10 protein-coding genes are annotated in these 13,300 nt (G+C 66.9%); 7 read left to right on the top strand and 3 right to left on the bottom strand.

Going from position 1 to position 13,300, the window contains the following annotated elements; genetic code table 11:
* The first annotated feature begins 156 nt into the window (after positions 1 to 156).
* From NM1_RS37660 to NM1_RS37640, 5 genes are all read left to right on the top strand, one after another.
* Entirely contained in the window at positions 157 to 645 is a 489-nt protein-coding gene (locus NM1_RS37660) for a MarR family winged helix-turn-helix transcriptional regulator (RefSeq protein ID WP_068031872.1), read from the top strand.
* A 191-nt stretch (positions 646 to 836) separates the two neighbouring features.
* A complete protein-coding gene (locus NM1_RS37655; protein ID WP_114699906.1) occupies positions 837 to 1,304 on the top strand; it encodes a nitroreductase family deazaflavin-dependent oxidoreductase in 468 nt (155 codons plus the stop codon).
* Between the two features lie 303 nt (positions 1,305 to 1,607).
* Positions 1,608 to 2,201, top strand: coding sequence for an Rv1733c family protein (locus NM1_RS37650; RefSeq protein ID WP_444980096.1), 594 nt, complete (start codon positions 1,608 to 1,610; stop codon positions 2,199 to 2,201).
* 778 nt (positions 2,202 to 2,979) lie between these two features.
* On the top strand, positions 2,980 to 3,711 hold the full coding sequence (locus NM1_RS37645) for an ABC transporter ATP-binding protein (protein WP_068031822.1): 732 nt from the start codon (positions 2,980 to 2,982) through the stop codon (positions 3,709 to 3,711).
* 6 nt (positions 3,712 to 3,717) lie between these two features.
* A complete protein-coding gene (locus NM1_RS37640; protein WP_068031820.1) occupies positions 3,718 to 6,057 on the top strand; it encodes an ABC transporter permease in 2,340 nt (779 codons plus the stop codon).
* Between the two features lie 176 nt (positions 6,058 to 6,233).
* Here NM1_RS37640 and NM1_RS37635 read toward each other — a convergent pair whose 3' ends face one another.
* Positions 6,234 to 7,064, bottom strand: coding sequence for a class I SAM-dependent methyltransferase (locus NM1_RS37635; protein WP_068031817.1), 831 nt, complete (start codon positions 7,062 to 7,064; stop codon positions 6,234 to 6,236).
* A 113-nt stretch (positions 7,065 to 7,177) separates the two neighbouring features.
* Here NM1_RS37635 and NM1_RS37630 point away from each other — a divergent pair, with 113 nt between their 5' ends.
* Complete coding sequence (locus tag NM1_RS37630; RefSeq protein ID WP_068031868.1) at positions 7,178 to 10,156, top strand: ATP-binding protein; 2,979 nt, start codon at positions 7,178 to 7,180, stop codon at positions 10,154 to 10,156.
* Here NM1_RS37630 and NM1_RS37625 read toward each other — a convergent pair whose 3' ends face one another.
* A complete protein-coding gene (locus NM1_RS37625) occupies positions 10,157 to 10,789 on the bottom strand; it encodes a YHS domain protein (protein ID WP_068031814.1) in 633 nt (210 codons plus the stop codon).
* Between the two features lie 493 nt (positions 10,790 to 11,282).
* On the opposite strand from NM1_RS37625, the gene NM1_RS37620 reads away from it, so the two are divergent.
* Positions 11,283 to 12,137: a hypothetical protein gene (locus tag NM1_RS37620; protein ID WP_068031810.1), complete on the top strand. Its 855-nt coding sequence runs from the start codon at positions 11,283 to 11,285 to the stop codon at positions 12,135 to 12,137.
* A gap of 151 nt (positions 12,138 to 12,288) precedes the next feature.
* Here NM1_RS37620 and NM1_RS37615 read toward each other — a convergent pair whose 3' ends face one another.
* Entirely contained in the window at positions 12,289 to 13,002 is a 714-nt protein-coding gene (locus tag NM1_RS37615) for a flavodoxin family protein (protein ID WP_211339608.1), read from the bottom strand.
* Positions 13,003 to 13,300 lie beyond the last annotated feature (298 nt).

Below are 13,300 nucleotides of genomic sequence, written 5' to 3'. Positions count from 1 at the left end.
TATCCCCACGAGCCGCAGACACTACCCGATCACGAGCACCATGCAATGGTTTCCATCTACATGTGTCCCGCGCGGGCGTCGTGGTACCGGTGCAGGCGACGGCCGGACGAACGGGGCAGGATGGAAATACTGGAAGGCCCCGGGATGGAGGTTGTCATGGCGCGACGGCAAGCGGTAGCGGAGGAGTCGGTCGACGAGATCACCGATGCCTTGCTGACCGCGTCCCGCCTGCTGGTCGCGCTGTCCGCGCAGTCGATCGCGCACGTGGACGACACGATCACCATCCCCCAGTTCCGCACCCTGGTGATCCTGTCCACCCGCGGACCGTCCAAGATCGCGGCCCTCGCCACGGCCCTGAACGTCCAGCCGTCGACCGCGACCCGGATGGTGGACCGGCTGGTCACCGCCGGACTCGTCGACCGCACACCGAACCCGGAGTCGCGGCGCGAGCTGATCATCGAGCTGACCGCGCGCGGCCGCAAGATCGTCGCGGCGGTGACGACGCGACGCCGCCGGGAGATCGCCGCGGTCGTCGAACGCATGCCCGCCGACGACCGGTCCGGGTTGATCCGTGCCCTCACCGCGTTCAGTGCCGCAGGCGGTGAAACCTCCGCCGCAACCGACATCGACAGCTATCAGCTATAGGAGTCGAGGCAGGGATCGTCGAACTGATGCGGTGGATCGTCTCGCGACATCTCGATGCGCAGTGGGTCCCACAACCAGAAACATGCATACAGCAATTGTTGCCGTATGCTCGATTCTGTTGGTCTGCGAGGCTCACGAATCGAGGTCACCCCATGCCCCAGACGCACCGGTCGCGGTCTTCGATCGCAGACATGCTTGTCAATACGGCAACGCGGGCATTGCACAATCGCCGGTTGATGCGTGCCCCGATCCGGCTCTACCGGGCGAGGCTCGGATTTCTGTTCGGCTCACGCATGCTGATGCTCGAACATATCGGCCGCAAAACCGGCGCCCGGCGCTACGTCGTACTGGAAGTCATCGCTAGCCCAGAGCCCGGCAGCTATGTCGTCGTCTCCGGGTTCGGTACCCGCGCACAGTGGTTCCGCAACCTCCAGGCGAGCCCGCAAGCGCGTGTCTGGATCGGTCGCCGCGGCCCCGCTCGCGCCACCGCCCACGTCCTCGGCGCTGATGAGGCGGCAGCCGCTCTGCACACCTACGTCAGGCAGCATCCCCGTGCTTGGGCCACCATGAAGCCGGCGATCGAGAACACCCTCGGTGCGCCGATCGACGACCGCGGGACCGAGTTGCCCATGGTGCAAATCCGCCTCACCCGGCCGTGAGATCTTGTGGCCCATTCGATTTCACAGCATTTCTGCCCGGCCGGGCGATTTCGCGGGTGGTGGTGCGCTCGATATCAGCGAGCACATGCTCGCCATCGCCAGCGACCACGCTGACTTCCGCCCCCGGTCTCGTCGAACGTCTTGTCGCCCGCAAAGCCTGAACGAATGCGGACCGACGTCGCCACAGCATCGGATCGGGGCGGCTCGAACCGACGAGCTATGGGAACTCTGCCGGATCCTTTGGCCCACAAGCATTTTGTCCGGTGGTGACAGCGGTTGCGGTATCGCTTACGATTCGCCCTCGTGTGGTGCGGCCGGAAGGGATCGTCGGCGAGTTCGTCGGTGGTGCGAGCGTGGCGAAGTGTTCCCTGGAGCCGCAACCCGCTGATGCGCACCTCGGACCGTCTGCTGGCGGCGATCACGCTGTTCGCCCTCGTGTGCTGCGTCATCGCCGTGCCGATAGCCTGTGCCGTCGGGACCGCGCACTACGGCGCGGCTGCGCGGCGAATGTCGTCCGAGAAGGCCACACGCTCGATTGTGACGGCGACGGTGATGGCCGACGCCCGATACGCACGTTCCGCCCAGCGGGCCGAGGCAGCTCTGCAGTGGCGCTGGGACAGCCGCGTTCGGTCGACGAAAGTTGCACGGGTACCGGTCGACGCGGTCCGGGGCGACCGGATCGGGATCTGGGTCGACAAGAACAACGGGGCGATCGCCGATGCGCCGTCCTCGTCCATGGCGGCGGCCTGGTCGGGCGTGGGAAGTGCTCTCACGGTCCTGGTGGTCGTCTGCCTCGGCGCGGCGGGAGTGATCGAGTTCGCGCGGTGGCTCGTCTCGCGACGCCGCGCTGCGCAGTGGGATACCGCGTGGATACGCAATGAAGAGTCCGGCCCTTGATGCGCGTCAGTCGCGCCACGCGATCCGGTGTGCCGGGCGATCGCCCGCGGCGGCATCCGGACGCGGCCCCTCATCTGTCGCGCGGACAATGTGCCGCGGGCGACGCGCCACGAGTTCGAGACGCTACCTGCAGTGTCTTCTGCAATAGTTGCCTGCTGCATGAATACTGGTTGAACCTTTGCGGCGCGAGTAGTTTGTCGAGCTGGCGTTGCGGCGCGCGTCGCCGGTGAGCGGCCCGTAGCTGAGATGCGGAGATATCGACAGATGTTGTGGACAACCAGTTCACGGCGCATCCTTCGGTGTAACCTCACCTGCAGCAGAGTCGAATGCTGTCCGCAGTAGATGTACTACCGGAGGATGACATGGTCGCGGTAGCCGAGCGTGGATGTCGAACATGCGCACGGCGTACCTCCGGTCGAACCGATCGCCCTATCCGGCTGGAAACGGGGACGGCGCGGTTACTCGACCCGGTCGTCGGCTGCGCGGCGGCGAGCGGACTTCCCGATTCGGTGAGATTTCCTGTCCGGCACCACATTTCGGAGTGGCAGGGGATGGTACCGCCGAGGATCCCAGGGGATCTGCCAGCTCTCGGAAGTCGGCTCCTGCGGCCCAGGGCCATCGGACCCGAGGTGTCCGACACGCTGTGGTTGCGGTGCCCCGATGGGACTTGCCGCACCGGCCGGTAGATGTCGGATCGAGTGAACCCGGGATCGGCAGTGCCGCTGTGTCGATCGGCCGGAATTCCCGACGACAGCGGAGGCGACGGAGGACCTGGCGAATGACATCCCGGACCGCTGCCGCGAGACGTGCGGAGATTCGGCTGCGGGGCGTGAACAAGACCTACGGCACCGGCGAAGCCGCGGTTCAGGCGTTGCGCGACGTCGATCTGGATGTCGCTCCGGGGGAGCTTGTCGCGGTCGTCGGTGCCAGCGGGTCGGGGAAGACCACGCTGCTCAATGTCGTCGGCGGTACCGAAGCAGCGGATTCGGGCACGATAATTGTTGCCGGACAGGATATTTCGGGCCAGCGGCCGGAGCGGCTGGGGGAATTCCGGCGGGCGCACATCGGTTTCGTGTTCCAGTTCTTCAATCTCGTTCCCAGCCTCACGGCGCGGGAGAATGTCCTGGCGATCATCGAGATGACTGGGCGCGGCGACCGTGGCCGCGTGGACGAATTGTTGTGCGCGGTCGATCTGGCCGATCGCGCCGATTCGTTTCCGGGGCAGATGTCGGGTGGGCAGCAGCAGCGGGTGTCGCTGGCGCGCGCGCTCGCGACCGATCCGGATGTGGTGCTGGCCGATGAGCCCACCGGCGCACTGGATGTCGCGACCGGACGCGGGGTGCTGAGGCTGTTGCGGGCCACCAGCCGTGCCGGATGCAGCGTCGTGATGGTGACGCACAACGAGGAGGCCGCCGTCATCGCCGACCGGGTGGTCCGGATGCGCGACGGCAGGGTGGAGTTCGATGTGCGTAACGCTTCCCCGCCGGACATCTCCACCATCCGGTGGTGAGAGACCATGTACCTGCCGCGAAGCTGGGCACTGCTCACCAAGATTCGCCGCGACCTGCGGCGTAGAGGCAGGCAATCGACCGCGATCGCGGTAATGGTGTTGCTCGGGGTATTGCTGTTCATCGCCAGCTACGATTCGTTCCGCAACCTGTCGGTGTCCTATGAGCGCACCTATGAGAGGTTGCATTTCGCCGACCTCACCGCCACGGCTGTCAACGCGGACAACGTCGCGGAGGCGATTCGTGGTGAGAACGGCGTCGCGCGGGTCACGACACGCACTCAGGCCGACGTGCCGATGATCGTCGACACCACGAAGCTGGTCGGTCGCGTGATCGGATTGCCGTCTGCGCCAGAGGTGAACGACATCTCGCTAACCGCCGGGGCGCTGCCGGAACCCGGAAAACGGGACCAGGTCGTGGTCGAGCACCACACTGCCGACGCGTTCGGCCTCGACCTCGGTGACCGGCTGTGGGTGTTCGACAGCAGCGCCTGGCATGCGGTGACGGTTTCCGGTATCGCGCGTTCGCCCGAATACCTGTGGCCGGCCCGCAGCCGTCAGGATGTCCTCGGGGATCCGAACAGTTTCGCGGTCTTCTTCGCACCGCAGCCGCGGACCTCGTACCTGACCGGGCAGTCGGGCAGCAATCAGGTCGTGATCGAAATGACCTCCACCGCAACGCGATCCGACCGCGACGCGTTGGTGGGACGGCTGCGGTCGGCGGGGGCGGACGACGTGATGACGCAGGCCGAGCAACCCTCGAATGCGTCCCTGCACGGCAACTTGACCGGGTTCTCCAAGATCGCTGTCGGGTTTCCGCTGCTGTTCCTCGTCGCCGCCGGAATCACCGAGTATGTGCTCATCACCCGGTTGGTGTGTGCCGAACGGCCGATCATCGGCGCGCTGCTGGCGATGGGGGCGCGACGCGGGGTTCTCGTGCGACACTACGTCGCCTACGGCGCGATCGTGTCCGCACTCGGTGCCGTGGCCGGCGTGGTGCTCGGTGCGGTCGTGACCTCTGCGGTCACCTCGGCCTACACGTCGGCGATCGGCATCCCCGATACCGTTGTCTCGCACAGGATCTCCACCGCCGCGGTCGGATTCGCGCTCGGTCTGCTGACCGGCAGCCTGACAGCACTGGCTCCGGCGCTGGCCGCCGCCCGGACCGCACCCGCACAAGCGATGCGTGGCGACCACCACCCGGGCCGACCCGCCAGGTGGGCGGCACGCTGGGTCCGGCTACCCACGACGATGCGGATGGCGTTGCGGTCGCTGGCTCGGAACCGCCGCCGCACCCTGTCCACGATGACCGGCACCGTCCTGGCCATGGTGCTGATCCTGACCTCGGTCGGCGTCTTCACCAGCATGCACACCATGGTCGACGTCCAGTACGACCAGGTCCAGCGCGAAGACGCCACCGTCCAGACAGATCCGAAGTCCGGCGACATCTCCGGGCAGCTGCAAGCCGTGCCGGGCGTATCGGCAATCGAAGCAGGCCGGATTGCGTCGGTAACAGTGCAGGCCGATGGGAAGTCCTACTCGACCTCGCTGACCGGGCTGCCGCCGAACACGACCATGCACGGATTCCGCACCACCAGCGGCGAATCCGGCCTGCCACTCGACGCGGTCGTGGCCGGGCAGGCCCTCAGCGGCTTGCTGAATGTGCGAGTCGGCGACTTGCTCACCGTGACGTCGTCGACTTTCGGTAGTCCCCACCGAGTGCGGCTGGCGGCGTTGGTAGACGAACCGATGGGCACCCAGCTGTATGCCACCGAGGACGCGGTCCGCGCCATCGCGCCCGCGTCTCTCCCCGGATACCTGCTCCGATTCGAGGACGGCGCGGACCGGGCCGCCGTCCGCGCCGCCGCGACCGCGATTCCTGGCGTTGTCACCTATACCGACATCCACTCCCTGAAGCATCAGGCCAACAGGTTCCTCGCCGTGTACTGGATCTTCACCGCGGTCATGCTGGCCCTCGGTGCCGCCCTCGCCTTCACCGTCATCTACGTGACCATGACCGCGAATATGGCCGAACGCACCACAGAACTCGCCGCGCTGCGGGCCGCTGGGGTCTCCGTACAGCGTCTCACCACAGCTCTGATGGTCGAAAACCTCACCGCCACAATACTTGCCGTTCCGATCGGCCTCGCTACGGGAACGGTCTCGGCCTATCTGTTCCTGCACACCCTCAGCAGTGACAGATTGGCCTTCGCCCCGACTTTCGGCGCGCTGCCCACCGTCTCGGCCGTCGCTGCGGTCCTCGCCGCCGCTGCTCTGTCCCAGTTGCCCGCGCTGCGGTTCGTGCGGCGCATGGATGTCGCCCGCGTCATGCGAGAGCGAGCGTTGTGAGTCGCTGATGTGTTCGGCGCTCAGCGTCGTCGCGTCGACCATGCTCGCCGCGCCGCATTGCCGAAGTTGCGTGCTACGCGCGGCACGATTCTTACCGGGAGCCGGTACCCACGCGGCGCATTCCGGATTCCTCGGTGCCGCATCACAGGCGACCCGGATCGGACAGCTCGGTCCGGTCAAATCCTCTCTGCGGAGTACAACCATCCCCGTGCGGGAATCCGCACGAGGTCGGTCTCGTGCGGCCGCAGCGTCGCTTCGACGGCGTCCTTGGCTTTGCGCAGGGCCGTCGTGTCGGCGCCCGCGACGAGCGAACGCAGGTGTGCCGTGAACAGAAAGTCGGTCGCGTCGCGGCGGTCTCGGCCGAGGATTGTCAGGCATTCGAAACCGGTTGCGGTGACGGCGGCGAAGCCTGCGGTGGTGAGGACGTCGCGAACCTGATCGGGATCGGCGAAGTTCGTGACCCCGGGGTCGAGGTCGGAGAATTCGGGAATCGGAACATACTCGGCCAGCGCCGCGAATATCTCGGAAACCGTGTCGCCCGGCTCCCGATGACAGGTGAACACGATCCGGCCCCCCGGCTTCATGGCGGTGGCGATGTTGGTGAACGCGGCGACGGGGTCGGCGAAGAACATCACTCCGGCGCGACTGATCACCGTGTCGAATCGGTCCGCGGTGAACGGGTGGACCTGAGCGTCGCCCTGCTCGAAGCCGATATTGGTGAGCTTCTCGGACGCGGCGATCTGCCGTGCGCGGGCAAGCATCGGCTCGGAGAGATCCAGCCCGACTGCGTGCCCGCGATGGGCCCTCCGGGCAGCCGTGCGGGTGGTTTGCCCGGTCCCGCAACCGATATCGAGCACGCGGCTGTGTTCGCTGAGCGCGGCGGCTTCGAAGAGATGCTCGTCGTAGCCACTGGCCATGGTGTCGTATCGGGCGTGGTGGTCGGCCCAGTGGTGTCCGTCGGCTCCGTTCCATATCCGGAACTGCTCCGTGTTGCTGATGTGCGTCATGGGGATTCTCCTTGTACGACGGAGTGATCGAGATCGACTGTGTCGCGTGGCCCTGTCGAATCGGTGTCGGATGCCTGTCACCGACCCCGATGGCGGCCCTGGAGAATCGTGGTGTGCGCATCGAGGTTCTGGGTCCGCTGCGGGTTGTCACCGACGACCGGAGCGTGGGTGTGGGTGGTGTGCGGTCGCGGGCGCTGCTGATACGACTGGCGCTGGACGCGGGCAGGGTGGTATCCGCGCGGACGCTGGTGGAATCGGTGTGGCCGGAAGAAGTTCCGGCTCATCCGGATGCCGCGCTGCATTCGCTCGTGGCGCGACTTCGGCGGACGCTGCCGGAATCTGCCACGCTGTTTGCGGAGACGGCGGGATACCGGTTGGACGTTCCGGGCGACGCGGTCGACGCCCTACATTTCGAGCTGCTCGCCGAGGAGGGGCGTCGGGCTCTCGGCGCCGGACACCACGGCGCAGCCCAGGAATTGCTCACCGAGGCGCTCGGGCTGTGGCGGGGGGAGGCGCTGGTCGATGTGGTTCACCTGCCGTTCGCGGCCGTGGTGGCTGCGCGGCTGGACGACCTGCGGCTGGGTGCCATGGAAGACCGGATCGAGGCGCTGCTCAGCGGGTCTTCCCCGGAGCGAGCCCTACTAGTGGTGGAGCTGAATCAGCTGATCGCCGCCAACCCGCTGCGGGAACGGTTGCGGAGCCTTCTCATCCGGGCCTTGGCGGCCAGTGGCAGACAGACCGAAGCGCTGTCGGCGTACGAAGACTACCGCGTCGTGCTCGCCGAGCATTTGGGTGCCGATCCCGGGCACGAACTGCGCGAACTGCATTTGCGAATGCTGCGCGGTGACGCCGAGTGGTCGCACGTCCGCGGGAACCTGCGCGCGCCGTTGACGAGTTTCGTCGGCCGCGAGGCCGATCGGAGCGAGGTCGGCCGACGGTTCCTGGACAACCGGCTGGTGACCCTGGTCGGGCCCGGCGGAGTGGGGAAGACCCGCCTCGCCACAGCGACCGGCGCCACGCTCGATATCCCGGTCTGGCTCGTGGAACTCGTGCCGATGACACGTCCCGACGATGTGCCCCGCGCGGTGGTGGCCGCCCTCGGCCTGCGCGACTCGGCAGATGCGACATCCAGCCTGGTCGAGACGCTCGCGGACTGTGAGACGGCGGTCATCCTCGATGGTTGTGAGCATGTGGTCGCGGCGGCGGCACAGCTGGCAGCGGAGCTACTCGGCCGTTGCCCGCGGCTGCGGATACTGGCCACCAGCCGGGAACCGCTCGGCATCACCGGCGAGATGCTGTTCCCGGTAGCGCCGCTGGAGGTGGTTCCCGCGGCGCAGCTTTTCGCCGAGCGGGCGCGAGCTGTGCGACCCGACTTTGTGCCGACCGGCGATGTCGATCGGATCTGTCGCCGGCTGGACTGCTTGCCGCTGGCCATCGAGCTGGCCGCCGTTCGCCTGCGATCGATGTCGATCGAAACTCTCGCTACCCGCCTGGACGACCGATTCCGGCTCCTGACCGGCGGCAGCCGCACTGCGCCTGCCCGGCACCGGACATTGCGGGCCGTGGTGGAGTGGAGCTGGGACCTGCTCACCGGCACCGAACGCGCCGCAGCGGAACGGGCAGCGGCCTTTCCCGGGAGCTTTTGTGGTGAGGCCGCCGAGTACGTCGGCATCACAGCAGACGCCCTGCACGCTCTGGTCGACAAATCGCTGCTGGAGTACGCGGAAGGCCGATACCGGATGCTCGACACCATCCGCGAATTCGGAGTCGAGCAGCTGACCGTGACCGGCCGCCTCGATGCCGCTCGCACCACCCATGCCGGCTACTACCTCGAGCTGGCCGAACGGGCGGAGCCACACCTGCGCGGCTTCGGACAGCTCCCGTGGCTCACTCGCCTTGCCGCGGAACGGGACAACATGAACGTGGCACTCGCGTTCGCCGTGGACGGCGGCGATACCGATACAGCCATCCGGCTCGGCGCCGCACTCGGCCAGTTCTGGACTGTCCACGGCGATCACGCGGAAGCCACCGGGAAACTGCGAGAGGTCGTCTCGATGCCCGGTCCGCAGCCGACCGAGCTGCGGCTGCGCGCGACCGCCGCCTACCTGCTCAACGCGACCTTCGCGGGCAGTCTCAGCACCGCCGCGGCCACCGTGGAACGCCCCGGCGCCGCGGACGAACCGACCGCCGCATTCATCTCGGCCCTGCTCGCCCTCGCCACCGGCAGAACCGATGACGGATTGGCGACGCTGGAACCGCACCTGAAACACCCGGATCCCTGGACGCGAGGAATGCTGTCGTTCGCGCGCTCGCTGCTGCACGGCGCCGCGGGCCGAGGCGACGACGGCCGACGTGACATCAGCGCAGCCGTCGAGGGGTTTCGCGGGTGCGGTGAGCGTTGGGCGTTGTCACTGTCGCTGATGTCGCTGGCCAGTGCGTTGATCACTGCCGGTGACACTGCCGAGGGCCTGACCACCCTGGACGAGGCGGAATCGCTCTCCCGCGAACTAGGGACCCACGACGGTCAGCAAGCCTGGCTGGCCATGGTCCGCATCGACGCCGGGGATATCGCTACCGCGCGCAAGCAATTGTCGGAGGTGCTCACCCGGGCCACCGCTCCGCACGAGATCATCCTCGCCCGGATCTCCCTCGCCGACCTGGCCCGCCACGACGGCGATCTCGCCGAGGCGAAGCGACACCTCGGCTACGCCGCGGATGCCGCCGATCCGCCCGAGCGCGCCCTTTATGCGGCCGGTGCAGGATATCTCGCCACGGCTACCGGCGATTTCACCGCCGCCGCAACCTATCTGGGCGAAGCGAGGGGTATCGCCAGCACCCTGCCCGATATGCCGATGCTCGCCCATGTGGCGGTCGGGATGGCCGACCTGGCCCACCGGCGAGGCGAACCCGGACGGGCCTCGGAGATCCTCGGCGTCGCCCACGCGCTCCGAGGCGGTCCCAACTCCGGCAACCCCGACGTCACGCGGCTGACGGACGCCCTGCAGGGATACCGAGACGATTACCAGCGCGGATGTGGCCTCGACTCCGCGAGCGCCCTTGCGGAAATCCAGTCATATCGACCCCGTTCATAGTCACACCCCCGCGGCCTTCTCTCGTTTCGCCACGTACTCGGCGCGACAGCCGCGGCAGCAGAACGCAAACAGCTCGCCGTCGATCTCGACGGTGGCGGTGTCGTCCCCCAGCGGGACGAGCACCCCGCACATGGGATCTTTCAGCGCTTTCCCCGACTCAGCGTCTGCCCGGTACGGATCACTCAACATCTCGACGAGATCCTCGGACTTCACCATCCGCCCGAGCATCCCCACGCTCCCCTCCGAGATCCCGACGACATGCACCTGCACCGTCGGCCGGCGGTACGGCAACTCCGTGTCGTCGAACTCGTCGGAGACGATCCGTGTCGCATACGAGATCAACGTCTCGCTCATATCCTTGCGCCACGGCCCCGGAACATGAATCCGGACCAGACAGTGCGGAGGATCCTGCTCGGTGAGCGCACACTCACCGGCGACCCAGATCTGCGGCTCGTGCACCACCACTTGAAACATCGACGCGAACACCGCCGCCGACCGCGGCGCCATCTCCTCTCCCTCGCTGTCGGGCTCACCGGCACCCAACTCGTGGATCGTGCCCAGACGCTGAGCGACCCGCCGCCGTTGCGCCGGATCGAGCGCACCGTCGGACACGAACAATTCGATGAACATCATCCTCGATCACCTCCCCACGCAGCATCCCGAAGCGGTCTGCCAGATCGCTGTCGAATCACTGTCGCAGGCTGTCGCGGTGCTCGGCGACGCACACCCTCCGTGATCCCGATGGTTCAGTGAAGACGACATCGGACACGGCGTCGGACTCGCCGCACCGAGTTGCCGACCCAGCAACCGGGCACGGCAGCAATTTCCCTGCAGGCACGTGAGGGTCGTGGCTGAACTCCGGGATCGACTACATCGGCCGGATCCCCGAGGCCTGCCGACGATCGACACCCCCGGATCTCGGTGGCTCGCGCTACATGCGCCGCCTGCGTGGCCGCGACCGCGCTGCTGGTCCGACCGTGGGAACGCCGCCGACCACGAGGCCACCGTATGTCGACGCGACCGGCCGACGACACCCCGGCACGCAGCAGACCGGAACACAGCTGACATCGAGTACTGTCGACTCCCCTCGGAGAACCCATCTCGTCGGCGGAAAGGGGTCTGCGTCATGCGGTCGACCACCCGCACGATGATGGTTGCCGCGGCGGTGATGTTGGCAGCCACGGGATGCGGCACCCGGCATCCGCCGGTCATGTCGCCGACACAAGGACCTTCCCATCCGCCTGCTGTCCCGGTCTCCGACTACACATTCCCCGTCCAGTGGGCGGGGGACTATACGTTCCGATGGAGTGCCGCCGACGGGATCGCACTGACCGATTCGGTAGCAGCCGTCGTGCGGGGATTCGCCGAAAGCAAGCGGCTGTCGATGTCGGTGGGCGCCCGGCTGGCCTACCCCGGCTACGCCGACACGATCACCACCGTCAGTTGGCTGCAGTACCCCGATGGCGGGTTCTACCCAGTCGGCGCCGAGGAGGGGAACTGGAGCCAACGCTGGCAGGGCACCTTCCACGCGCGCATCCTCGACATCCAGCCCACCGCCGACGGCTATCTCGCCGCCTACTGCCTCGACACCACCGATGTCACCCAGTCCGACGACAGCGGCGCCACCTTCTACTGGCTACGCCCGACCACCGGCTTCAGCACCAACGCGACCACCTGGCTGACCATCCAGGCCGATCCCATACACGGACAACACAACTCGGAACCCGCCGCAGGGCAGTCCGGACAGCCACCCAGGCGTGCACCCAACTACGACGTCTTCGCCGGCTGGATCATCAGCGACGCCTGGGGACCATCACCGCGGAAGCCGGACCAGGCACCACAGGCCGACGCCTGCAACAGCTGGATCCAGGCCACGCCGCACACCGCTCCCCTCGACGCCAACAGCGCAGCCCGGACGCTGTTTGCCACACCGCCGACGCCCGGCGCCCCCTACCCCGGATGGCCCGCGCATCGGGCCTGATCAACGCCCAGCATCACCAGCATGGCAGTGAAAATTCGGCGCGATGATCGAATCAAGTCAGAGCGTGACTATCGTGTTGTGGCGCTGGGCCGACCGCGCCATCAATGCCCAGTGAAGAGCCCCCAGGGACAGGCCCGCTCGTTTGTCGCAGTCAGCGGTACTCCGGATTCTCGAAATCGAATCGGCAGCCCGCGTCCCATTCCGACCGTTGGTTGCCGTGCGCGGGAACTCCGTTGGCCCCCTTCAGCATTCGAGCAAGATGCAGCAAATTCCAGGTCATGAAGGTGGTGTTGCGGTTGGTGAAATCGTTGTCCGGTCCCCCGGAGCCCGGGTCCAGATAGGACGGACCCGGACCGGCCTCGCCGATCCAACCCGCATCGGCCTGCGGCGGGATCGTATAGCCCAGGTGCTGCAGGCTGTAGAGGATGTTCATCGCGCAGTGCTTGACACCGTCCTCGTTCCCGGTGATCAGGCAACCACCGACGCGACCGTAATAGGCGTACTGGCCCCGCTCGTTGAGGATCGAGGAGTTCCCGTACAGGCGCTCGATGACCCTCTTCATCACAGAACTGTTGTCGCCCAACCAGATCGGCCCGGCCAGCACGAGAATATCGGCATCCATCACCTGCCGCTGCAACGCGGGCCACTCGTCGGTCGGCCAGCCGTGCTCGGTCATATCAGGCCACACACCGGTGGCGATATCGTGATCGACGGCCCGGATGTGGGAGACCCGCACGCCGTTCTTCTCCATGATGCGCGCACTCAGATCGATCAAGCCCTGCGTGTTGCTGGGTTCCGGGGAGCGTTTCAGCGTGCAATTGACGAATAACGCCCGCAGATCGGCGAAGTCGGTCACGGACCTCAACCTTTCGGTGTCGACGCGCCCCTGGCAGCGCGATTCGGATGAGCCGCGGCCAGCTTCCCCGACACTGCTGGTCACATCGTGACTGTAGACCTCCGAACTCGGCAAACACCCCAGAATCCGGTGACGAAACAATGACCGATCGGACGCGTCGGCCCGATGCACCGAACCACTGCAGCCGCAGCCGCATCATCCACAGCCGGGCCGAAGGGTGCCTGTCCCGTCCGAGCTATTGCGCCCGAACAGGATTCGCACCGACGCCCGGCTAATGGCCGTCCTCGAGTGTGTTCGTCGCCGACCC

The organism is Nocardia mexicana NBRC 108244 (assembly GCF_001613165.1).
Taxonomy (GTDB): Bacteria; Actinomycetota; Actinomycetes; order Mycobacteriales; family Mycobacteriaceae; genus Nocardia; species Nocardia mexicana.
Note: the sequence above shows the minus strand (reverse complement) of the source record. Positions and strands in the feature narration are given on the sequence as shown.

Bases quoted from the DNA above. Each gene is read 5' to 3' on its own strand.
- NM1_RS37660 (WP_068031872.1), top strand. From the start codon at position 157: ATGGCGCGACGGCAAGCGGTAGCGGAGGAGTCGGTCGACGAGATCACC.
- NM1_RS37655 (WP_114699906.1), top strand. From the start codon at position 837: ATGCTTGTCAATACGGCAACGCGGGCATTGCACAATCGCCGGTTGATG.
- NM1_RS37645 (WP_068031822.1), top strand. From the start codon at position 2,980: ATGACATCCCGGACCGCTGCCGCGAGACGTGCGGAGATTCGGCTGCGG.
- NM1_RS37640 (WP_068031820.1), top strand. From the start codon at position 3,718: ATGTACCTGCCGCGAAGCTGGGCACTGCTCACCAAGATTCGCCGCGAC.
- NM1_RS37635 (WP_068031817.1), bottom strand. From the start codon at position 7,064: ATGACGCACATCAGCAACACGGAGCAGTTCCGGATATGGAACGGAGCC.
- NM1_RS37625 (WP_068031814.1), bottom strand. From the start codon at position 10,789: ATGATGTTCATCGAATTGTTCGTGTCCGACGGTGCGCTCGATCCGGCG.
- NM1_RS37620 (WP_068031810.1), top strand. From the start codon at position 11,283: ATGCGGTCGACCACCCGCACGATGATGGTTGCCGCGGCGGTGATGTTG.